Genomic DNA, 22,481 nt, shown 5'->3' with positions numbered 1-22,481 from the left:
TTTTTTATACGTTGATTTTGTTTGTTGTTACCACTTTTAATAAAATTTTGATAAACAACACACTGTTGAATACAGGTTTTTCTTTTGGTACTTAACTTGTGATTTTATCTTGTCAAAATTTTATCAAATATTGCTTGCTTATTGTTCGCAAATAAATAAAAATACAAAAAATATGAATAAATATTCAATTTGGGTGATTGCGAAAATGAAAGAGCGAACAACCGAGTTAGTTGAAGGATTAAGGCATTCTGTACCTTATATCAATGCTCATCATGGAAAAACTTTTGTTATCCTATTAACAGGTGCTGTGCTAAAAAGTAATAACTATTCAAGTATTATTAGTGATATTGGATTACTGTATAGTCTTGGAATCAAATTGGTTATTGTCAATGGAGCACGCAATCAAATTGATGAATCACTTAAAAATCACAATATTGAGCCGAAATACCACAAAAACACCCGAATTACAGATGCCGTTACTTTGGATATTATTAAGCAAGTAACAGGCATGTTACAACTGAATATTACTGCCAGTTTATCAATGAGTTTAAATAATACCCCATTACAAGGTGCTCATATTAATGTTGTCAGCGGTAATTTTGTTATTGCTCAACCCTTAGGAATAGACGAAGGAATTGATTATTGCCATACGGGTAAAATTCGTCGTATTAACAATGAGGCAATTGATGAGCAACTCAATCGTGGTTCAATTGTGCTATTAGGGCCGGTTGGTGTATCGGTGACTGGAGAAAGCTTTAATTTAGCTTCAGAAGATGTCGCTGCCGAAGTGGCGATTCGAGTCAAAGCTGAAAAGTTAATCAGCTTTTGTGCTGAGCAGGGTGTACTTGATGAACAAGGTAAAGTTATTACTGACCTTTTCCCAATCGATGCTGACAACTATGTCAATCGTAAACAGCAATTAGGTAAATATCTATCCAGTGAAGCTCGCTTTTTGAAAGCCGCTTCAAAAGCCTGTCGAAATGGTGTTAGGCGTAGTCATTTAGTTAGCTATTTAATTGATGGCGCTATTTTACAAGAACTATTTTCACGGGATGGCATAGGAACGCAAGTTGCTAAAGAGCATTCGGAGCAAATTCGCTTAGCGACCATAAACGATATTGGTGGTATTTTAGAATTGATTCGTCCATTAGAAGAACAAGGTATTTTAGTTAAGCGTTCACGAGAGCAATTGGAAATGGAAATTGATAAATTCACAATTATTGAACGTGACAATATGACTATTGGTTGTGCAGCGCTTTATCCTTATCAGGAAGAAAAAATGGGTGAAATGGCATGTGTAGCCATTCATCCGGATTATCGCAATTCATCCAGAGGTGATTTGTTAATTAATACGGTTGCAAGTAGAGCACAAAATTTAGGACTCAATAAAATCTTTGTGCTAACAACGCGTAGTATTCATTGGTTTAGAGAAAAGGGATTTAACCCAGCTGAAGTTGATGATTTACCGATTAAAAAAAAGCAACTTTATAATTATCAACGCAACTCCAAAATTTTAATGCTTGATATTATTTAAATTCTTTTCTTAGAATCAGGATGATAGTGTTAGTAAGTAGCATTGTGTAAAATTTGCTTGGTGAAAGACTTTTTAAGATAGAAACCACGTGGACGTGTTAAAATAGTTTGACCATTTTCTCCTACCGCTTCGGTTAAAGCTTTACCGTTTGCCGCTTTAGGTCTTATTTGTAAATATGTGCCATAATGTGCTGTAATTCTTTCAACATGACCTAATGCAATCATATCCATCAGTTCTTGCCAATCTTGTTTGAGTTGCTGTTCTTGTTCTTTTGAGGGTATCCATAAAATAGGACTGCCAACTTTACGATTGGCAAGTGGGATAGATCTTTCCCCTTCGATTGGGATCCAAAGTACTTTAGATAATTTATATTTCACATGGCTTGTTTCCCAAATCACACCATGATTTGCCATTAATGGTGCTACACTGACAAAGGTCGTTTCTAATGGTTTACCATGCATATCAATTGGAATTGTTTTTAGTTCGATGCCCAAATTACTAAAATCTCGTTCAGCTTTACTACCGGCATTGGCTCCCAAAAACGTTTCAATAAGATTGCCAACCCATCCTTTTTGTTTAGTCAAATTGTCAGGAATTGGCATGCCTAAATATTGAGCAATTTCACCAAATGTATATCCAGCAACAAGTTTTGCTCGATCTAATAACTCTTGTTCACTGCTTGGAAAAAATATTGCCATCTCGAAACGATACTATCAAATAAATATATATATAGCTAAAATAATAAAGGATTAGCTTAATTTTTCAACCCATATTGCGTAAGCTTGAATAATTGATGAAAGAAATTCTCGGGTTTTTTCAGAAATATTGCCATTCACATCGAAAGCGGCACTGATACCACCAATATAAGCTTCAGGCTGTTGTAAGGTTGGCATATCTAGAAAAACTAGTGACTGACGTAGTTGATGATTAGCGCCAAAACCGCCAATTGCACCTTGTGAGACCGAAATCACTGCGGCTGGTTTTTTTGCCCAGACATTTTTACCATAAGGACGTGAGCCGACATCAATTGCATTTTTGATCACAGCAGGTAAACCTCGGTTATATTCAGGTGTGACAAAAATCACGCCTCGGCAATCCGCTATTTCGTTGCGAAATAAAGTGTAAGATGCTGGTGGGGTATCGGTATCAATATCTTCATTATAAAAGGGAAGATCGCCAATTTCGATTAAATATAAGGAAAGTGAAGAAGGGGCAATTTCTTTAAGGATTTTAGCTACTTTTAAATTATATGAACCTTTACGTAAACTACCAACGAGTACTGCAATTTTTTTACTCATTTTGGGTCCCCTTAAATTGAAAATAAAGAGACACCATGAGTGTCTCTTATTTAAAATAATTACAGATCATTACGGTGTTTTAATGTCCTGATGAATCCAATTTACGTCCTGTCTCAAATAGGAACCAAGCTCGTCTTTCTGATTGGTCAATCCATTCTTCAATTAAGCTTGCTGTTGCTGAATCATTATATTTATCACAAATATCATGAGCAACACGCATTCGTTCTGTTAATCTAATATTATCTTGACAAAGTTCAGCAAGCATATCAGACGGCTCAACAAAATCTGCATTATTGTCAGAAATACTTTGTAATTTAGAGATGTGACTAATTGAACGTAACGTTGTTCCGCCCAATTTACGTACACGTTCAGCAATCGGATCAGTCATTGCAAATAGTTGATCTCCATGATCGTCTAACATTAAATGGTAATCACGAAAATGTGGACCACTGACATGCCAATGGAAGTTTTTAGTTTTTAAATACAAAGCAAAGACATCTGCTAATACAGAATTCATTGCTCCAGAGATATCTTTAGACGCTTTTTGACCTAAATCAGTTGGAAATAAAATTGCAGATTGTTGTAGTCTTTTTGCAGTAGCTGTACTTTTGGCAGATAACGGTTTTTTTGTAGTCGTTTTTTTGGAAGTAGTACTTTTAGCCATCTAATATTCTCCTATAGGTGAATTGTAAAAATTGCTTAACTTTCCTATACCAAATTACGCCAAGTCTTAACTAAAGTCCAATCAAAATGAGCTATTTTTAACTATTACTGCTATTTCAGCAGTCTATGATTCTTATTTTTATTCTAAATAAAGCATTATTTGAAATAAATTCTTTCACAATAAAAGAATTTATTTCAAATTGTGACATGGTTAAAAGTTTTGTGTTTTTGAAATTGATACTCTTTGTTTGAAGTTTAATTAATGAGGAGAAATTATGATTGATACAATTTCATATGGAGCCGAATGGTTTATCGGCTTATTTCAAGAAGGTGGAAAAGTGTTTGTCGGTATGGTTACGGGAATATTACCACTGTTAATTTCACTGTTAGTGGTTATGAATGCCGTAATCAAATTCATTGGGCAAGACCGTATTGAGCGCTTAGCGCAAGCTTGTGCAGGCAATCCTATTTCACGATATTTATTGTTACCTTTAATAGGCACATTTGTTTTTTGTAATCCGATGACGCTTAGCCTAGGGCGTTTTATGCCCGAGTTTTATAAACCTAGTTATTATGCGGCATCATCTTACAGCTGCCATTCAATGAATGGGCTATTTCCTCATGTTAATCCCGGTGAACTTTTTGTTTATTTAGGTATCGCGGCCGGGTTAACAACCTTAAACCTTCCTTTAGGACCATTGGCTGTAAGTTATTTTTTAGTTGGCTTATTCACCAACTTTTTTAGAGGTTGGATTACTGATTTTTGTACTGCTATTTTTGAAAAAAAAATGGGCATTAAATTAGATCGAAAGGTACATCTATAACTAAAAGGAATAAACAAGGAAATGAACATGATGAAATTTATTCGAATTGAAAAAGGTGAAGCCGGTTGGGGTGGACCTTTAGAGCTGCCAATTATAGCGGGTAAAAAAATTGTCTACATTGCAGCAGGTACCCGACCAGCAATTGTTGATACTTTAGAAAAATTAACGGGTTGGCAAGCTATTGATGGTTTTAAAGAAGGGGAACCGCCTAAGGATGAAATTGGGGTTGCTGTCATTGATTGTGGTGGCACATTAAGATGTGGTATCTATCCTAAAAATAGAGTGCCTACGATTAATATTCATGCGACAGGTAAATCAGGACCGCTTGCCCAATATATTTTGGAAGATATTTATGTCTCAGCCGTAAAATCCAATAATATTAGTGTGATTGAAAAAGAGATAGATAGTGACATCCAGAAAGCATCTGTTACAAACAATTCACATCAAAAAGTGCACACAAATAATTTTAAAGAGTATGACAGTAGTAAAAAAATTACCGAACAAAGCGATGGTTTATTAGCAAAAATCGGTATCGGTATGGGATCAGGTGTTGCCGTATTCTTTCAAGCTGGTCGAGATACGATTGAAACTGTACTTAAAACTATTTTACCGTTTATGGCATTTGTATCGGCCTTAATTGGTATTATTATTGCCTCAGGATTAGGTGATTTAATAGCTCATGGCTTAGTTCCATTAGCTGATAATCCACTTGGTCTGGTTATTCTAGCGCTTATTTGTTCTTTTCCATTACTTTCGCCATTTTTAGGACCCGGTGCGGTTATTGCACAAGTCATCGGGACGTTAGTTGGTGTTCAAATTGGTCTTGGTAATATTCCGCCACACTTAGCTTTACCTGCTTTGTTTGCCATTAATGCTCAAGCTGCTTGTGATTTCATTCCTGTCGGTTTGTCTCTTGCCGAAGCGAAACAAGATACCGTGCGTGTTGGGGTTCCCGCTGTTTTAGTCAGTCGTTTCTTAACTGGCGCGCCAACGGTTTTAATTGCGTGGGCAGTGTCGTTATTTATTTATCAATAAGCAAACGAATAGAGAAGGTCAAAGATGTCAAAAGTTATCTACCATTCAAAAGTTAAACAAATTGGTGACTTTGCCAAAGAAGCGTTGGCAGATGGCATGCTAATCCTGTTTAAAGAAGGTGCACCGTCTGATTTAGCCGATTATTGCTTTATACATAGTCATGACGAGTTAAGGCAGAATCTTGAAATAGGGCAATGCATTCAATTAGGCAATCACACTTATCGTATAACTTCGGTTGGGGAAGTCGCCACAACCAATTTTAAAGAGTTAGGTCATCTCACATTAAGATTTGATGGGAATCGTGAAGCTGAATTACCGGGGTCAGTGCATGTTACTGGTGAAATACCTAATCAACTTAATATTGATGATGAAATTATAATTTTAACTATTTAAGGAACAGAAAATGAAACAAGTAGCAGTCATTATAGGTGGTGGACAAACCTTAGGGGCTTTTTTATCTGAAGGTATTGCTGATGCTGGGTATAAAATTGCCGTTGCAGATTTAAATATTGATAATGCAAATAAAGTTGCTGAAGTAATAAATAAAAAATATGGGGTAGGAACAGCAAAAGGTTTTGGGGTCGATGCAACAAATGAGGAGAGCGTGCGACAGCTAGCTCAAGAGGTTGATAACACATTTAAACGAATTGATTTAATGGTTTACAGTGCCGGTGTTGCTAAAGCTGCGCCCATTACTCATTTTGTATTGAAAGACTTTCAATTATCCGTCAATGTTAATCTTACTGGTTATTTTTTATGTGCACGTGAATTTGCTAATTTAATGATTAAATATAAAACTGCCGGTCGAATTATACAAATTAACTCTAAATCGGGCAAAGTCGGTAGCAAACACAATTCAGGGTACAGCGCCGCAAAATTTGGTGGCGTTGGATTAACGCAATCTTTAGCACTCGATCTTGCTGACTACGGAATTACGGTTAATTCATTGATGCTGGGTAACTTATTAAAATCGCCAATGTTTCAATCCTTGATTCCACAATATGCTAAAAAACTTGGTATACCAGAAAACCAAGTTGAACAAGTTTATATTGATAAAGTGCCACTCAAACGAGGTTGTGATTATCAAGATGTGCTTAACGTATTGTTATTTTATGCAAGCGATAAAGCATCATATTGTACAGGGCAATCAATTAATATTACGGGTGGACAAGTTATGTTTTAACTCAATTTGGTGCGAAGGTATAGCGATGCCTTTCGCACATCTCTTTTCTGGTCTGGTTAAAAGGAGAGAATAATGGATACGACATCAACGTTAGCCTTATTGGCTCTAATTGCTTGGAGTATACAGATAATATTTGGCTGGTTTCAAATTCGTCGTTTTAATCGAGCATTTTTATCGATGAAGAAAGGCACTTACTTAGGTGTTGGTCGTAGCCAAACTCAACGTTTTAAACCGAAAGTTTTAATCGCGCTATCATTAGATCACGATAAAAAAGTGATTGATTCAGTATGGATGAAAGGAGTGACCGTTTTTGCATTGCCAAAACCAATACCAATACCACAATTATTGGGACTAAATATTACCGATATTATGCCTGAAACCATTTTCCCCAATGATTTTGCATCACAAAGCGCCTTGATTCTTGCATTAAAAGCAAATAAATAATCTCTATCTTTTATTTTGAAAAGTATTTTCTTTCATGATGAAGTATAATATTTTATACAATAAATTAATTCTGTTATTGAACAGTAATAATGGACTCCAATCATGAAAGTAAGGCAACGACAAACTGCAATCTTAGAATATCTGCAAAAAAATGGGCAAGTGAGTGTTGATGAGCTAGCTACCCATTTTCAAACGACGGGTACCACTATTCGAAAAGATCTTACTCAACTCTATGAAAGTGGGCTTGTACTACGGACTTATGGTGGTGCAATGTTAAATCGCGAAATTGGTGACCGTGCGATTGATCACAAAACTTATATTAATACGGCACAAAAAAAAGCAATAGCACAGGAAGCGGCAACACTTATTCATGACGGGGATTCTGTTATTTTTGATGCAGGAAGTACCGTTGCACAAATGATTCCTATGCTAGCTCAATTCAATAATTTAACTATCATGACCAACAGCTTACATATGGTGAATGAGCTCGTTGCTAATGATAATGACCAAAATATTATATTAACAGGTGGCACATTTCGTCGTAAATCCGCTTCGTTTCATAGTAATAATGCTTCAGCTATTGCAGCATTTGAATCCTATTCATTTGATAAACTGTTTATGGGTGCTGATGGCGTGGATTTGGTTGGTGGGGTAACCACTTTTAATGAAAGTTATCACGGTAGTGTGGCAATGAGTAAAGCTGCTGCCAAACTGATTTTATTAGCGGATTCTTCAAAGTTTGGACGACGAAGCCCAAATGTTGTTTGTGATTTAGATGCAGTGGATACTATCATCACTGATGATCATTTAGATGATAAATATTATGATGCTTTGATACAACGGGGTATCAATGTTATTAAAGTTAAAGTAGTTGATAAATAGATTAATACTAAAGTTTGATTGAATGTGGAATTAAATTTCTGGAGTATTTGGCTTCTTACGTAATCTCAATATATATATTGAGATACGTTAGAAACCAAAACCCATGATCAATAACCCTTTAATTGATAATTTTCTTTAGTTAAAATAGTAATCTTGCTCTGATAGTCCCTGCGACATTTTTGAGTTTAATTAATAACTCTTCAGCTTTACTTTGTTCAACCCTATCGATATCAATAACTACATAGCCAATTTTAGGATCCGTTTGTAGGTATTGAGCCGAAATATTTAAACCTTGTTCTGCAAACAAAGTATTGATTGCGGTTAATACACCGGGTTGATTATGGTGAATATTGATAAATCGACTCGATCCTTTAGCCGGAATAGGTAAAGAAGCTTCAGGAAAATTAACAGCTGACAGGGTCGCACCTGTGTCGGAATATTTAGCCAATTTAGTCGCCACTTCGATACCAATGTTTTCTTGAGCTTCGCTGGTAGAACCACCAATATGCGGAGTGATAATGACATTATCGAATTCACATAATGGCGATTCAAATGGATCATTATTACTTGCTGGTTCGGTCGGAAATACATCAATGGCGGCACCACTAATTTTATTGGCTTTTAAAGCATCAGTTAATGCATCAAGATCGATAACTTTACCGCGTGATGCATTAATTAATATCGCACCTGATTTCATTTGATGGATCTCATTTTTGCTGATCATTCTGATTGTGGTTGGGTTTTCAGGGACATGCATACTGACAATATCACTCATTGCGAGTAATTCATTCATGCTTGCTACCTGTTTTGCATTGCCTAAAGGTAATTTTGTTTCAATATCATAAAAATAGACATTCATTCCCAATGATTCAGCCAATATACTTAATTGGCTACCTATGTGACCATAGCCAATAATACCTAGATTTTTACCTCTAGCTTCATGAGATCCCGTCGCTATTTTATTCCATTTACCTTGATGAGCTTGAGCATTGGCTTCTGGTACTCGTCGAAGTAATAATATGGCTTCGGCTAAAACAAGTTCAGCAACAGATCGCGTATTCGAAAATGGAGCGTTAAAAACAGGAATACCTTTAACAGTTGCAGCATCGAGATCAACTTGATTCGTGCCTATACAAAAACAACCAATACCAGCTAATTTAGGTGCTGAATTAATAATATCTTCGGTTAAATGAGTTCTTGAGCGAATTCCTATGAAGCGGACATCTTTTAAGGCTGTTTTAAGTTCGGTAGGTGATAAGGCGCTTTTAAGATATTCTATATTTGTAAAACCTGCAGATTTGAGTACCTCAACGGCACTAGGGTGAACACCTTCAAGTAATAAAAACTTATTTTCATCTTTAGTTAAAGCCTGAACAACCATCTTTTCCTCTCTTTCCATATACCACATCAATGCGTAAAACTTTAATAATAACACTCAATTTAATTTGAACAATGGTTTAATGTTAACTCTTTGACACCTGAACTTGAACCCACTAATGCAATGTTTGCACCTCGGTTAGCAAACAAACCAACTGTGACGACACCTGGAATATTATTAATACAATTTTCTAATTCAATTGGGTTTGTGATGACTAAATCATGAATGTCTAAAATAACATTGCCATTATCAGTCACCACGCCCTGACGATAAACGGGTTTTCCACCCAGTTTAAATAACTCACGTGCAACGTATGATCTAGCCATTGGAATGACTTCAATGGGTAAAGGAAATTTACCTAATACATTGACAACTTTTGATTCATCAACAATACAAATAAACTGTTTAGCCAATGCTGAAACAATTTTTTCGCGCGTGAGTGCAGCTCCTCCACCTTTTATCATCTGCATCTGATAATTAATTTCATCTGCGCCATCAACATAAACATCCAAACTATCGACTTCATTACAATCAAGTACGGGGATACCATAGCTGAGTAGTTTTTGGGTGGAAGCTTCTGAACTTGAAACCGTTCCTTTAATTTGACCTTTAATCGTTGCTAAAGCATCAATAAAATGTGCGGCTGTTGACCCTGTTCCAACTCCAACTAATGAGTTGGGTTTTACAAACTTTAAAGCAGACCAGCCGACCGCTTTTTTTAATTCATCTTGCGTCATAATATCACCGTAGTTTTAAATAATTTTTATTCAAAAAAATAAAATTTTGAAAGCAAAATTACTGAAGATATGGCATAGTAACCGTTTGGAAAGCAAAAATCATTAGTATTTTAATAAAATATATTAAGTTTTAGATCTATTTAAAAAATTAGCCGGTTCTAAAAGGTTTGAGTATTCAAGCAAAGATCCCATTATTCGTAAAGAGATTATGAAGCGTCCAGATTATAGAGCATTACAAGCATTAGATGCAGTAATAAAAGAGCGAGGTTTTGAAAGAGCAGCCGATAAATTGTGTATTACACAACCGGCGGTTTCACAACGCATCAAGCAACTTGAAAGTTTTTTTGGTCAGCAGCTTTTAGTCAGAACCATTCCGCCCAAAGCGACCAAGCAAGGGGAACATCTTTTAGGTTTATTGCATCAAGTAGAATTACTCGAACAACAATGGTTAGGCGATAACGATCAAAATCCGACACCATTGTCGTTATCGATTGCAATCAACGCGGATTCACTCGCAACCTGGCTTTTACCTGCGTTAAAACCCGTGTTAGATAAAAACATTTTACGTTTTGATATCCAAGTTAAAGATGAAGAGCATACATTAGAATTATTGCGACTTGGTACGGTTGTGGCCGCAATCAGTATTCAAGCCAATCCATTACCGGGTTGCTTGTCAGATATGTTAGGCGCCTTAGACTATATTTTTGTTGCGTCGCCAGATTTTGCTAAAAAATATTTTCCTAATGGGGTTACCCGTTCTTCCTTGTTAAAAGCACCAGCGGTAGCTTTTGACCATTTAGATGATATGCATCAAGCTTTTTTACAAGAGAATTTTAATCTTACGCCAGGAAGTGTCGTATGTCATATAACCAGTTCTTCTGAAGCATTTGTTCAGCTAGCCAAACAAGGTTCGGCTTGTTGTATGTTACCAAAACTTCAAGTTGAACAAGAGTTGAAAACGGGAGAACTTGTCAATTTGACAGAAGGTCTTTATCAAAGACGAATGCTTTATTGGCATCGATTTGCCCCTGAAAGTAGTGTGATGCAAAATATTTCTGAAACATTGATTCGTTATGCACAAAATGTGCTCTCTCAACCTCATAAATAATCGATTATATAAGCATATAAGATGCTAAAATAACATGTTAACTTTAAACGTTTGGATCAATTGTCATAACAACTAAAAGAGTCGATGCTATGTATCAACTAAAAAATGATCGTTATTTACGAGCTTTACAGTGTTTACCTGTTGATTACACGCCTGTGTGGATGATGCGCCAAGCTGGGCGTTATTTACCTGAATATCGTGATTTAAGAGCTAAAGCAGGGGATTTTATGACGATGTGTCAAACTCCCGATTTAGCTTGTGAAGTGACTTTACAGCCACTGAAAAGATTTGATCTTGATGCCGCCATTATTTTTTCTGATATATTAACTATTCCTGATGCAATGGGGCTTGGTTTGTATTTTGAGACGGGAGAAGGTCCTAAATTTAAGCAATCAATTCAGTGTCTATCTGATATTCAGCGACTTCCCATTCCTGACCCAGAGCAATCATTAAGATATGTGATGGATGCCATTCGGCTAACCAAAAAAGAACTCGACGGAACAGTACCATTAATTGGATTTTCGGGTAGTCCGTGGACACTTGCTACTTATATGATTGAAGGTGGTAGCAGTAAAGCTTTTACTAAAATAAAAAAAATGCTGTATAGTGATCCTAAAGCACTGCACCTATTACTTGAAAAACTGGCTAACAGTGTCGCTATATATTTAAATGCCCAAATTGAAGCCGGAGCGCAGTCGATAATGATATTTGATACTTGGGGCGGGGTGCTAAGTCATCAAAGCTATCAAACGTTTTCATTAGATTATATGAAATTAATCTTATCGCAATTAAAACAAGGTAAAAAGAGTCAAAATATCACTTCTTATGTACCTGTAACCTTATTTACTAAAGGTGGCGGATTATGGCTAGAAAATATTATAAACTCGGGATGTGATGCGATAGGTGTTGATTGGACAGTTGATCTAAGTAACGTGCCACAAAAAGGACAAATAGCGGTACAAGGTAATCTTGATCCTTCAGTATTATATGCTGATAAGCAAATAATCGAAGCGAATGTAGATGCTGTGTTATCGGAATTTGGCTATCATAATGGGCATGTTTTTAATTTAGGACATGGTATTCATCAAGATATTCCGCTAGAACATGTACAATATTTAATTGACGCGGTTCATCGTCAATCAAAAAGGTTTCATCATGATTAAAAACCCAATTCAATTAAGAATGGAAAAATTGCCTGAATGGCAACAACGTTTATTTATGATTTGTTTGTGTGAACGAATGTACCCTAACTTTGTTTACTACTGCAAACAAGTTGATAATCAAGAAGATAGTAAAAATTACAAAAAAATACTTGATTTAATATGGGAATCCTTATTAGTCTATGATGTAAAAATAAACTTTGATTTACAGCTAGAAAAATTAGAAGCTATCATTCCTGTTTTTACTAATGAAAGCCCTTATATGGTCTATCCTGCTATTGATGCATGTCAGGCACTTAGCGAGTTGTTACACTCGTATTTAAGTGGTGATATTGCTGAACACACCGCTAAAGTAAGTAGTATCTCAGCGACAACTATTGCTGAATTTGAGATGACAAAAGAAAATATTTTACTTTCAGAGGATGAACAACAGCAATTACCTAGTGTAATTGATGAATTTGATTTGCAATGGGAAATTTTCCGATTATTACGCGATGAAAAAAATGAAATGGAAGATTTAATAAAAGGTCTAAAAGCAGAAATTCGAACGTCACAAATGAGCAATATTGGTGTTTTTTTAAGCAATTAAAGCGTTCCAGCCATGATTTTTTTATTTTTTAATAAATTTTTCTTTTATATTAGAGCAATATAGACTACATTTAATAGTAATGTAACCTAAATGTTGTTTACAGTTGGAAAGTTATGTAATTAACTTTCTTTATTATGTTAACTTTAACAATAAAATAAATATGTAAGGATATTTCCATGAATAAAACAGAACTTGTCGATGCAATTGCTAGTAAAGCTGATATTACTAAAGTTGCAGCTAAAACTGCGTTAGAAGCTACATTAGCAGCTATTACTGAATCATTAAAAGCTGGCGAACCAGTACAATTAGTTGGTTTCGGTACATTTAAAGTTAATGCTCGTAAAGCACGCACGGGTCGTAATCCTAAAACCGGTAAAGAAATCAAAATTGCTGCAAGCAAAGTACCTGCTTTCGTATCAGGTAAAAGTCTTAAAGAAGCAATCAAATAGTTTTTTTAAATTGTCGAAAATGTTTTTTTGACAATTAATAACGCTAGGTCATGGAACATCGTTTCATGACCTTTCTATTTAAAAAAATGATTAAAACGTATCAATGCATTACAATGCGTTTAAATTATCTTACATTTAATCTGTGTTTGTTAGTTAATATTATTTAATTAAGCTAAGATGTAATTTCTATAAATTTAGCATTTAATACTGTAAGTAAATCACTAGGTGCCATTTCAATTTCTAATCCTCTTTTTCCGCCTGATACCAGCATAGTGTTTAAATAATTTGCGCTAATATCAATTAATGTGGGTAGACGTTTTTTCTGACCTAATGGACTGATTCCTCCAACCAAATAGCCTGTCGTTTTTTCAGCTATATTAGGATGAGTTAAATCAATCTTTTTACAGTTAAATGCTTTTGCTACTTTTTTAAGATCTAAATGTTTATTAACAGGTAATACGCAAACAGCTAACGTTTTGTCATTGTTGTTTAAACTTACAACAAGCGTTTTAAAAATTTGATCGGCAATCACATTTAATGTTGGATCAAGTTTATTGACAGCTTCTTGACCGTAATTAGTTGTATTAGGGTCGTGTTCATATTGATGAATTTTAAATTGAATTTTTAATTTTTTTAGTTGGTTAATCGCTGGTGTCATATCAATATCCCCTGTAATTCAAAATGATAGGGTATCATTTAATTTTAATCACTCTATAAATTTTTTAATAGAGTGATTAAAAAGAATAGTGGATAATTTTAAATAATTAATTGATATTTTGCTTTGTTTTTTACTGGGTTTTATGCTGGTTTTTTAATAGCATATTGAGACGATAAAGGAAACATATCATAAAGATATTTGCAAATATTATTATTGTTGAATAGATAATATTTATCATCAGCGATGTAATTGAAATTGCCCAATGTGACAATAAAAATATAGCTAAAAAGTAGATTAAAAACATTGGTAAGGTTAATCGCCAATACATTAGCGTGTGTGTAAAACAGTCTATAAATTTTTGGAAAAAATCTTTTGTTGAAGGTTCAATAATTAAACTATTGAATTGGAAATAAACTATCGATATAACAATCATAACAACAATCGTGACCGTTAAAATTAAAAGATTCATGATTTGGATGGGTAAAATCAGATTCAAAACTGAGCATATTAATAACATAAATATTAACCCAGTAACGATTAAACATGCACAAACTAAATTTAAACCGATTAAATTTAATATGTTTGGTAACAAACGGGACAATATTAAATTGAAATTAAATTTATTGCTGATTGAATAATTATATATCACAGCAAGTATAATCGCCTGTGTCATAAAATTTATCACCATATAAATCATTGCTGGTTTTAATAATTGCAATAACACGGCATAGAGAGATTGGTTAGATAATTGCTGAAAAAGTTGTTTATCAAATAAATTATTTAAAATTGGTGTGGTAGTGGCACTGATTAAAAAACAGATGATAATGATTGGCTGAAAACGATTTCTAATAAAATTAATTGTTTCATTTAACAATCGAGAAAAGGATAATTCGGTTTGCATTTTTTAGCTCTAAGTCATTAAGTGGTAACCAAAAAAGGCTACCACAAGTGTTGATATATATTTATTATGATTGTAATAATGAGATATCTGCAACTTTTAAAAATAAACTTTGTAGTTTTTTCAATAATGATAAACGATTAAGTTTTATTTTTTCATCATTAACCATGACCATAACTGAAGCAAAAAATTCATCAACGGGTGCTTTAAGCGTAGATAACTCAACGAGGGCATCTTGATACCGTCCTTGATTAAAATATGGGGCTAATTTATCCATTAACACCGCAACATGTTTTGCTAACTCTCCTTCTGCACCGGCTTCAAGCAATGAAGCATTAACACTATCAGGAATTGCTAGTTCTGCTTTAGACAATATATTCGATACTCGTTTATTTGCTTCAGCTAATGATGATGCTTCTGGCAGTGTTCTAAAATGTGTTACGGCTTTTACACGCGCATCAAAATCGGCTGGTTTGGTAGGATTAAGAGCCAATACGGCTTGAATAGTATCAATGGTGAAACCAAGTTCTTGATACCAAGCACGAAAACGACCCTGCATAAAACTAACAATATCAGTTACAACATTTTGGTTATTTAATTTATCACCATATAATGAAACGGCAAATTCAGATAACGCAATAAGATCTAACGGTAAGTTTTTTTCCACAATGATTCTTAGCACACCAATAGTCGCACGTCGCAGAGCAAAGGGATCTTTATCGCCTTTAGGGTGTTGCCCAATACCAAAAATACCGGCTAAAGTATCCATTTTTTCAGCGATTGAAACAGCACAAGAAACAGCTGTACTTGGTAACTCATCACCGGAAAAACGAGGTTTATACTGTTCTTCTATGGCGGTGGCGACTTCAACACTTTCACCATCTTTAAGGGCTAAATAACGTCCCATAATCCCTTGCGTTTCAGGAAACTCGAAAACAGTGTTCGTGACTAAATCGCATTTAGTCAATTTGCCTGCACGTTTTGCTTGCGCTACATCTGCACCAATTTGCTCAGCAATGAAACCTGACAATGATTCAATACGTAATGCTTTATCTTTTACAGTACCCAACTGTTGTTGAAATAATACCGTTTCAAGGCGAGGTAAGCGATCTTCTAAACGCTGTTTTAAATCTGTTTTATAGAAAAACTCAGCATCGGCTAAACGTGGACGAACCACTTTTTCATTACCAGCAATGACCACTTGCGGATCTTTTGACTCAATATTAGCAACAAAAATAAAATTCGGTAGCAATTTTCCTTGTTTATCATAAACAGGGAAGTATTTTTGATCGCCTTTCATAGTATAAACAAGTGATTCGGCAGGGACGTCTAAAAAACGTTCTTCAAATTTTGCTGTTAAAACAACAGGCCACTCAACCAATGAAGAGACTTCTTCTAATAAACTGTCTGTTAAATCCGCTTTACCATTAAGTTTTGCCGCTGCGGCTTCTGCTTGTTGTTGGATAATTAATTTACGTTTATCATAATCAGCAATAACTTTACCGCGTTGTTCTAAAATTTCAGGATATTGATCGGCATTATCGATAGTAAACTCCTGTTCACCCATAAAACGGTGTCCACGGATCACCCGTGCGGAATCAATGTCTAAAATAGTACCGGGTACCAGTTCATCACCATATAACATCGTCACAGTATGGCTTGGGCGAATAAATTCAACTTGACGGGCTGCCCAGCGCATTGGTTTTGGTATTGGTAATTTGCTTAAAGCATTTTTAACCATATCACATAACAAATTGACAACAGGCTGTCCTTTTTGATTTTGTGTATAAGAAAGCCATTCCCCTTTATCTGTTTGTATTCGTTCTGCTTGATCAACCGTAATACCACAACCACGAGCCCAACCTTCTGCGGCTTTTGTTGGATTTCCTGCTTGATCGAATGCTGCACTTACTGCGGGGCCTCGTTTAACGATTTGGCTATCAGGTTGAGTATCATTCAGATTTAATACTTTCAATGCTAAACGTCTTGGTGATGCATACCAAAGGACTTCACCATGTTCTAAATTTGCATTATCCAGTTGTTCGATAAAATTAGCCGCAAAACTTTCAGCCAAAGTTCGGAGCGATTTTGGTGGTAACTCTTCTGTACCAATTTCCACTAAAAATGTTTTTTGCATAATATATATTCCTACTTAGATGATGCACTTTCGCTTGAAGGTGAATTTTGGCACATAGGGAAACCGAGCGCTTCACGTGATGCATAATAGGCTTCAGCAACCATTTTAGTTAATGTTCGAATACGTAATATATAGCGTTGTCGCTCTGTAACCGAAATGGCTTTACGGGCATCAAGTAAATTAAAACAGTGAGCGGCCTTTAAAATACGTTCATAAGCTGGTAAAGGAAGTGGCTTTTCTAACTCAAGCAAAAATTTTGCTTCTTTTTCGTGTTGTTCAAAACAGTAAAATAAGAAGTCAGTATTCGCATATTCAAAATTATAAGTTGATTGTTCAACTTCGTTTTGATGGAAAACATCGCCATAAGTCGTTTTACCGAATGCTCCATCACTCCAAATCAAATCGTAAACACTATCGACGCCTTGAATATACATGGCTAGTCGTTCCAAACCATACGTTATTTCACCTGTTACTGGCTTACATTCAAGTCCACCGACTTGTTGAAAATAAGTAAATTGGGTTACTTCCATACCATTTAACCACACTTCCCAGCCAAGCCCCCAGGCACCTAAAGTTGGGTTTTCCCAATTGTCTTCAACAAAGCGAATATCATTGATTGTTGGATCTAGACCAAGCTCCTTTAACGAACCTAAATAAAGTTCTTGGATATTATCGGGTGAAGGTTTTAAAATAACTTGGAATTGATAATAATGTTGTAGCCTATTTGGATTTTCACCATAACGACCATCAGTAGGGCGACGAGAAGGCTGAACATAAGCAGCATTAATTGGCTCAGGTCCAAGCGCACGTAAACAGGTCATTGGATGTGATGTACCTGCACCCACTTCCATATCTAAGGGTTGAATCACTGTACAACCTTGATTAGCCCAGTAATCTTGTAACGTAAGTATTAAACCTTGAAAGGTTTTGACATTAAACTTTTGCATGATGTTGTCTTTATGGTTGAATTGATTTTTTCGATATTTAAAACAGTGCTGTATTTTATACTTTTTATGAGTGCTTGTGAAATGTCTAATCGCTTCATATCATAATATATTACTTAACTATCTTAATGTGGTTTACATTTTGCATCTTTACCTATTTGTCGGTATAGTGACATTATCATTATTGCTTGGTAATAAATCTAAAATAAAACACCATGTCTATTTATCAAAAAATTGTTGTCGTTATTTTTATAACATTAATCAATGTTAGTTTTTTGCACGCTGATGATAATCAGAGGCTAGAGTCTTTGCGTCGTTCAATTGAAGAACAAGAAAATCGAATAGCAGAACAAAATAAACAACGCACTCAATTAGTCAAAGACCTTAAACAGCAAGAAACCGAAATAGCAATTTTGTTGACCTCAATTGAAAAAAATGATTTATCGTTAAAAAAACTTAATCAAGAAATTCATATAATGATTGACCAGATAGATGAGCTGGTTAATAAGCAAACACAGCAACGAGCAGTGTTAGCTAAACAATTAATTGGTGCATTTAAAATTGGTAAAAATAGCGGATTAGAACTGGTATTTTCGGGGGAAAAGGGTGAACGTAACGAACGAATTATTCAGTATTACGGATACATTAACCAAGCTCGAGAGCAATTAATTAATGAGCTTAAACAGACCCAATTACAATTAAGTGAAAAAAAAGCTGCTTTGCAAAAAAAAGAGTCCTCTCATAAAGTATTACAAAATAGACAAAAGCAAGAACAATTGAGACTTGAAAAAAATCGTCAAAATCGTAAAAAAACGATAGTATCGCTTGAATCATCTATGCAACAGAATCAACAAAAATTAGCGCAACTACGTGAAAACGAAGCGAAGTTGCAAGCAAAAATCGCTCAAGCAGAAAAAGAAAGCCAACGTATTGCAGAAGAAGAGGCAAGGCAAGCTAAAAGTATTGAAGAAAAACAAAAAAATAATAACTATACACTGAGCTCAGATGAACAATCACTCATGGCAAGAGTGAGTGGTATTGGCAAACCGGCTCATCAATTTAATTGGCCGGTAAGTGGGAGTGTGGCACATCGATTTGGTGAGGCATTACAGGGCGAATTATACTGGAAAGGTATGGTCATTAATGCGAAAAATGGTGTGACAGTCAAAGCAATTGCTGATGGAAGAGTGTTATTAGCCAGTTGGCTACAAGGCTATGGATTTATGGTGGTTTTGGAGCACGGAAAAGGCGACATGAGCTTATATGGATATAATCAGCGTGTTTTAGTGGGAGTTGGGGATAAAATTAAAACCGGTCAATCAATTGCAATTGTTGGCTCGAGTGGTGGTCAAAATAATCCCGGACTTTATTTTGAAATTCGGCGTGATGGTAAAGCGCTAGATCCGAGTGGATGGTTAAAATGATTGTACGCTGTGTAAGTTTAGTTTTTATGAGTCTGTTATTATTCCCTATTAATAATGGACTTGCTTCACAACTGGCTATTGTTATTGATGACTTCGGTTATCGTCAGCAAAATGAACAAAAAATTATTTCACTATCACCTAATATTACGATTGCAGTCTTGCCTTATTCACCCCATGCCAAACAGATGTCTACCTTAGCAAACAAACAAGGTAATGAGGTGATTATTCACTTACCCATGGCACCATTATCTAAACAACCATTAGAAAAAGAGACACTATTTCCTTATATGGGGGAAGAAGAAGTTAATCAAATTATTGCCAATGCTGTTGAGCGCGTACCTTATGCAATTGGCGTGAATAATCATATGGGAAGTTTAATGACATCTGACCTTAAAGGTATGGAGCATGTTATGAAAGCACTTAGCCATTATTCATTCTTCTATTTAGACAGCAAAACAATAGGTAAAACGCAGGTAATGAATGCGGCTCAAAACTATAATATACCTGTTCTTGTACGAGATGTTTTTCTTGATGATAAACAGAATGAAAATGCCATTGCTTACCAATTTGATATTGCTATTGAATTAGCCCGAAAAAAGGGGCAAGCAATTGTTATTGGTCATCCTTATCCACAAACGGTGAACGTCTTAACAAAAAAGCTGTCCGAATTACCTTCAGATATACAACTTGTTAAACTTAGTCAATTAATTCATCCAGAGTCCTTACCCGAAAAACCAACATTAACCTTCAAAGATATATACAAAATATTTGAAAAAATAGGTTATGAAATCTATTATTTATCAATAATTCAGCAATAATTACTTCTTCTCTAAAGTACGGTGACGGACTTGGACTTGTTTATTTTGAGTTCGAAAAATATCAGCTAACTGGTCAGCAATGAACACGGAACGGTGTTGACCACCTGTGCAACCAATTGCAATAGTTAAATAACTTCGATTGTTTTTCTCTAACATTGGTAACCAATTTTTTAAATAATCTGCAGTTTGATAAATAAAATTGGTCACTTCATTATGTTTTAATAGATAGTTTTTGACCGGATCATCTAATCCTGTTAGTGGTCTTAACGATACATCCCAGTGTGGATTCGGTAAAAAACGAACATCAAAGACAAAATCTGCATCCACCGGTAAACCATGCTTAAAACCAAATGATTCAAAAATCATGGTGAGTTCACGCTCTTTTTTGCCTAAAATACGAGATCGTAAAATATCTGATAATTCATGCACGGAAAGATTATCAGTATTAATCATTAAACTAGCATGAGATTTTAAGGGTTCTAAATACTTTTCTTCTTGATCGATGGCTTCTTCAAGGGAAAATTGCTGATTAGCCAATGGGTGAATTCGTCTTGTTTCACTATAACGACGGATAAGCGTATTACGGCTACAATCAAAAAAAATTATCTCAGGCGAAACAGATTGAGGTAAACGTTGAAATATATCTTTATCAAAATCAAAATTGATTGGTAAATTACGGATATCAATACTCACAGCAACAGGGGTTTTATTATTTTTGAGTGAATCAGCTAATTGTGGTAATAAAGCAACAGGAATATTATCAACACAATAAAAACCCATGTCTTCTAACGCACGTAATGCAATCGATTTTCCTGAACCTGAACGGCCACTTACTATCAGTAGGATCACAATTTCAACTCCGATATAATTGATGCATGTAAGTATATAACGTTTATTCGTAAACTTGCAATTTGGAATATAAACAATATTACAACAAACTAAATATTTTTAATATTTAGTTTTTATTTCTTTAATCAATTGTTTAAGAGCTTGCCCTCTATGGGAAATTTGGCTTTTGTGTTCTTTAGTCAGCTCAGCGGCAGTACAATTTAGTTCTGGCACATAAAATAAAGGATCATAACCAAAACCGCCTTTACCTTTTAATTCATTTAAGATTAAGCCATTCCATTTGCCTAAACAGATGATGGGAGTAGGATCGTTTTCATGACGCATAAAAACTAGAGCACAATAAAAATATGCGGAACGCTTTTCTTGAGGAATAGGTTGTAATGCTTGTAATAATTTTTGATTATTACTTTCATCATTACCGTGCTCGCCTGCATAACGTGCAGAATAGATACCCGGTTCACCATTAAGTGCTTCCACAACTAACCCTGAATCATCGGCTATGGCGGGTAACCCAGTTAATTTTGCAGCATATCTCGCTTTTATAATGGCATTTTCGACAAATGTTAAACCTGTTTCATCGGCATCAGGGAGATTAAACTGACTTTGTGCGACGATATCAAAACCCGCATCAGCCAGTAAATTTTGTAATTCATTGACTTTACCCTGATTATTGGTTGCTAAAACAATTTTTTGCATAAAGGTTCCTTAACCTATTGGCTTAATATTTGAGCTGATTGCTTAAACATAATGAGTGTTTTTTATATTTACTTATTTAAAATTCAGGATCACAAGTAAAAGTCATGTTTTCACCTGATTTAGGATGATTAATTGTTAATAATTGTGCATGCAATAGTAATCTTTTTGACATCGAGAAAGCTTCTGGATGGGCATAAAATTTATCGCCTAAAATTGGATGACCAATAGCTTGCATATGCACACGCAGTTGATGAGAGCGTCCTGTAAATGGAAATAATTTAATGCGAGTTGTATTATCGGGATTTCTTGCAATAACTTGATACTCTGTTAATGCATATTTGCCATTTTCCTTATCTACCATTTGTCTAGGACGATTTGGCCAATCACAAATCAGTGGTAATTCAACAGATCCGGTGTCTTGCTCAACATGTCCATGCACAACCGCGATATAGGTTTTTTTAGGAATACGTTCTCGAAATTGTTTTTTAATTTCTCGATCGGCAAGTTTAGATAATGCGACAACCATAATGCCACTGGTTGCCATATCTAAACGGTGTACCGATTCCACATAACTATATTTTTGTTGCAAACGATGAATGATACTGTCAATAAATTGTGGTTTATTACCAGAAACCGATAAGATTCCCGGTTGTTTGTTAACAACAACGATATGATCGTCTTGATATAAAATTGACAGCCAAGGATCAGTAGGGGGATGATATTCCAAAAGCATTTAAATATGACAATTAATAACTAAAAATTGCCATATATTC

At 35.1% G+C, this 22,481-nt stretch carries 24 protein-coding genes; 13 read left to right on the top strand and 11 right to left on the bottom strand.

What is annotated here, in order from left to right:
* The first annotated feature begins 205 nt into the window (after positions 1–205).
* Complete coding sequence (argA, locus tag J3U35_RS09240) at positions 206–1,534, top strand: amino-acid N-acetyltransferase (protein ID WP_411590666.1); 1,329 nt, start codon at positions 206–208, stop codon at positions 1,532–1,534.
* Positions 1,535–1,563: 29 nt separating this feature from the next.
* On the opposite strand, the gene mutH is transcribed toward argA, so the two are convergent.
* The 3 genes from mutH to J3U35_RS09225 all read right to left on the bottom strand — a co-directional run bounded on the left by mutH (position 1,564) and on the right by J3U35_RS09225 (position 3,496).
* A complete protein-coding gene (gene mutH / locus J3U35_RS09235) occupies positions 1,564–2,232 on the bottom strand; it encodes a DNA mismatch repair endonuclease MutH (RefSeq protein WP_267360922.1) in 669 nt (222 codons plus the stop codon).
* Positions 2,233–2,283: 51 nt separating this feature from the next.
* Complete coding sequence (locus tag J3U35_RS09230; RefSeq protein WP_267360920.1) at positions 2,284–2,832, bottom strand: NADPH-dependent FMN reductase; 549 nt, start codon at positions 2,830–2,832, stop codon at positions 2,284–2,286.
* Between the two features lie 79 nt (positions 2,833–2,911).
* Positions 2,912–3,496 (bottom strand): Dps family protein, encoded by a 585-nt coding sequence (locus tag J3U35_RS09225; RefSeq protein ID WP_065558418.1) that lies wholly within the window; start codon positions 3,494–3,496, stop codon positions 2,912–2,914.
* Between the two features lie 274 nt (positions 3,497–3,770).
* Here J3U35_RS09225 and srlA point away from each other — a divergent pair, with 274 nt between their 5' ends.
* The 6 genes from srlA (at position 3,771) to srlR (ending at position 7,863) form a co-directional block, all read left to right on the top strand.
* A complete protein-coding gene (srlA, locus tag J3U35_RS09220) occupies positions 3,771–4,319 on the top strand; it encodes a glucitol/sorbitol-specific PTS transporter subunit IIC (protein ID WP_267350127.1) in 549 nt (182 codons plus the stop codon).
* A 27-nt stretch (positions 4,320–4,346) separates the two neighbouring features.
* Positions 4,347–5,354 carry a PTS glucitol/sorbitol transporter subunit IIB gene (locus J3U35_RS09215; protein ID WP_324123839.1) on the top strand — a complete coding sequence of 336 codons (1,008 nt, stop codon included), beginning with the start codon at positions 4,347–4,349 and terminating at the stop codon, positions 5,352–5,354.
* 24 nt (positions 5,355–5,378) lie between these two features.
* Positions 5,379–5,747 carry a PTS glucitol/sorbitol transporter subunit IIA gene (locus J3U35_RS09210; protein ID WP_267360918.1) on the top strand — a complete coding sequence of 123 codons (369 nt, stop codon included), beginning with the start codon at positions 5,379–5,381 and terminating at the stop codon, positions 5,745–5,747.
* 10 nt (positions 5,748–5,757) lie between these two features.
* Positions 5,758–6,537 carry a sorbitol-6-phosphate dehydrogenase gene (gene srlD, locus J3U35_RS09205; protein WP_267360916.1) on the top strand — a complete coding sequence of 260 codons (780 nt, stop codon included), beginning with the start codon at positions 5,758–5,760 and terminating at the stop codon, positions 6,535–6,537.
* A 72-nt stretch (positions 6,538–6,609) separates the two neighbouring features.
* Positions 6,610–6,981, top strand: a complete 372-nt coding sequence (locus J3U35_RS09200; RefSeq protein ID WP_267360914.1) for a transcriptional regulator GutM — start codon at positions 6,610–6,612, stop codon at positions 6,979–6,981.
* A gap of 102 nt (positions 6,982–7,083) precedes the next feature.
* Positions 7,084–7,863 (top strand): glucitol operon DNA-binding transcriptional repressor SrlR, encoded by a 780-nt coding sequence (gene srlR / locus J3U35_RS09195; RefSeq protein ID WP_267350121.1) that lies wholly within the window; start codon positions 7,084–7,086, stop codon positions 7,861–7,863.
* A 139-nt stretch (positions 7,864–8,002) separates the two neighbouring features.
* Here the strand turns inward: srlR and serA are convergent, their stop codons facing one another.
* Together serA and rpiA are read right to left on the bottom strand one after the other, a co-directional pair.
* Positions 8,003–9,244: a phosphoglycerate dehydrogenase gene (serA, locus tag J3U35_RS09190; protein WP_267360912.1), complete on the bottom strand. Its 1,242-nt coding sequence runs from the start codon at positions 9,242–9,244 to the stop codon at positions 8,003–8,005.
* 59 nt (positions 9,245–9,303) lie between these two features.
* The gene (gene rpiA / locus J3U35_RS09185) at positions 9,304–9,978 is read right to left on the bottom strand and encodes a ribose-5-phosphate isomerase RpiA (RefSeq protein WP_267360910.1); all 675 of its coding nucleotides are present in this window, start codon (positions 9,976–9,978) and stop codon (positions 9,304–9,306) included.
* A 208-nt stretch (positions 9,979–10,186) separates the two neighbouring features.
* On the opposite strand from rpiA, the gene J3U35_RS09180 reads away from it, so the two are divergent.
* The 4 genes from J3U35_RS09180 to J3U35_RS09165 all read left to right on the top strand — a co-directional run bounded on the left by J3U35_RS09180 (position 10,187) and on the right by J3U35_RS09165 (position 13,284).
* Positions 10,187–11,086: a LysR family transcriptional regulator ArgP gene (locus J3U35_RS09180; RefSeq protein WP_065558410.1), complete on the top strand. Its 900-nt coding sequence runs from the start codon at positions 10,187–10,189 to the stop codon at positions 11,084–11,086.
* 89 nt (positions 11,087–11,175) lie between these two features.
* A complete protein-coding gene (hemE, locus tag J3U35_RS09175; RefSeq protein WP_267360908.1) occupies positions 11,176–12,249 on the top strand; it encodes a uroporphyrinogen decarboxylase in 1,074 nt (357 codons plus the stop codon).
* Entirely contained in the window at positions 12,242–12,835 is a 594-nt protein-coding gene (locus J3U35_RS09170; protein ID WP_267360906.1) for a YjaG family protein, read from the top strand. The genes hemE and J3U35_RS09170 overlap by 8 nt, the downstream gene beginning before the upstream one ends.
* A 176-nt stretch (positions 12,836–13,011) precedes the next feature.
* Positions 13,012–13,284 (top strand): HU family DNA-binding protein, encoded by a 273-nt coding sequence (locus J3U35_RS09165; RefSeq protein WP_065558407.1) that lies wholly within the window; start codon positions 13,012–13,014, stop codon positions 13,282–13,284.
* A gap of 172 nt (positions 13,285–13,456) precedes the next feature.
* Here the strand turns inward: J3U35_RS09165 and ybaK are convergent, their stop codons facing one another.
* The 3 genes from ybaK to glyQ form a co-directional block, all read right to left on the bottom strand.
* Entirely contained in the window at positions 13,457–13,942 is a 486-nt protein-coding gene (gene ybaK / locus J3U35_RS09160; protein WP_267350111.1) for a Cys-tRNA(Pro) deacylase, read from the bottom strand.
* A gap of 965 nt (positions 13,943–14,907) precedes the next feature.
* Positions 14,908–16,980: a glycine--tRNA ligase subunit beta gene (gene glyS, locus J3U35_RS09155; protein WP_416380694.1), complete on the bottom strand. Its 2,073-nt coding sequence runs from the start codon at positions 16,978–16,980 to the stop codon at positions 14,908–14,910.
* Positions 16,981–16,988: 8 nt separating this feature from the next.
* Positions 16,989–17,924: a glycine--tRNA ligase subunit alpha gene (glyQ, locus tag J3U35_RS09150; protein WP_065558403.1), complete on the bottom strand. Its 936-nt coding sequence runs from the start codon at positions 17,922–17,924 to the stop codon at positions 16,989–16,991.
* Between the two features lie 212 nt (positions 17,925–18,136).
* On the opposite strand from glyQ, the gene envC reads away from it, so the two are divergent.
* Positions 18,137–19,345 carry a murein hydrolase activator EnvC gene (gene envC / locus J3U35_RS09145; RefSeq protein WP_267360902.1) on the top strand — a complete coding sequence of 403 codons (1,209 nt, stop codon included), beginning with the start codon at positions 18,137–18,139 and terminating at the stop codon, positions 19,343–19,345.
* On the top strand, positions 19,342–20,163 hold the full coding sequence (locus J3U35_RS09140; RefSeq protein ID WP_267360900.1) for a divergent polysaccharide deacetylase family protein: 822 nt from the start codon (positions 19,342–19,344) through the stop codon (positions 20,161–20,163). The genes envC and J3U35_RS09140 overlap by 4 nt, the downstream gene beginning before the upstream one ends.
* Here the strand turns inward: J3U35_RS09140 and rapZ are convergent, their stop codons facing one another.
* The 3 genes from rapZ to rluA form a co-directional block, all read right to left on the bottom strand.
* On the bottom strand, positions 20,164–21,012 hold the full coding sequence (rapZ, locus tag J3U35_RS09135; protein WP_267360898.1) for an RNase adapter RapZ: 849 nt from the start codon (positions 21,010–21,012) through the stop codon (positions 20,164–20,166). It abuts the gene before it with no gap.
* Between the two features lie 99 nt (positions 21,013–21,111).
* The gene (locus J3U35_RS09130) at positions 21,112–21,708 is read right to left on the bottom strand and encodes an XTP/dITP diphosphatase (protein ID WP_065558399.1); all 597 of its coding nucleotides are present in this window, start codon (positions 21,706–21,708) and stop codon (positions 21,112–21,114) included.
* A 76-nt stretch (positions 21,709–21,784) separates the two neighbouring features.
* Positions 21,785–22,441 (bottom strand): bifunctional tRNA pseudouridine(32) synthase/23S rRNA pseudouridine(746) synthase RluA, encoded by a 657-nt coding sequence (rluA, locus tag J3U35_RS09125; protein ID WP_267360896.1) that lies wholly within the window; start codon positions 22,439–22,441, stop codon positions 21,785–21,787.
* Positions 22,442–22,481 lie beyond the last annotated feature (40 nt).

Source organism: Gilliamella sp. B2717 (assembly GCF_026536675.1).
Classification (GTDB): Bacteria; Pseudomonadota; Gammaproteobacteria; order Enterobacterales; family Orbaceae; genus Gilliamella; species Gilliamella apicola_I.
This window is presented reverse-complemented; position numbering and strand designations above follow the sequence as displayed.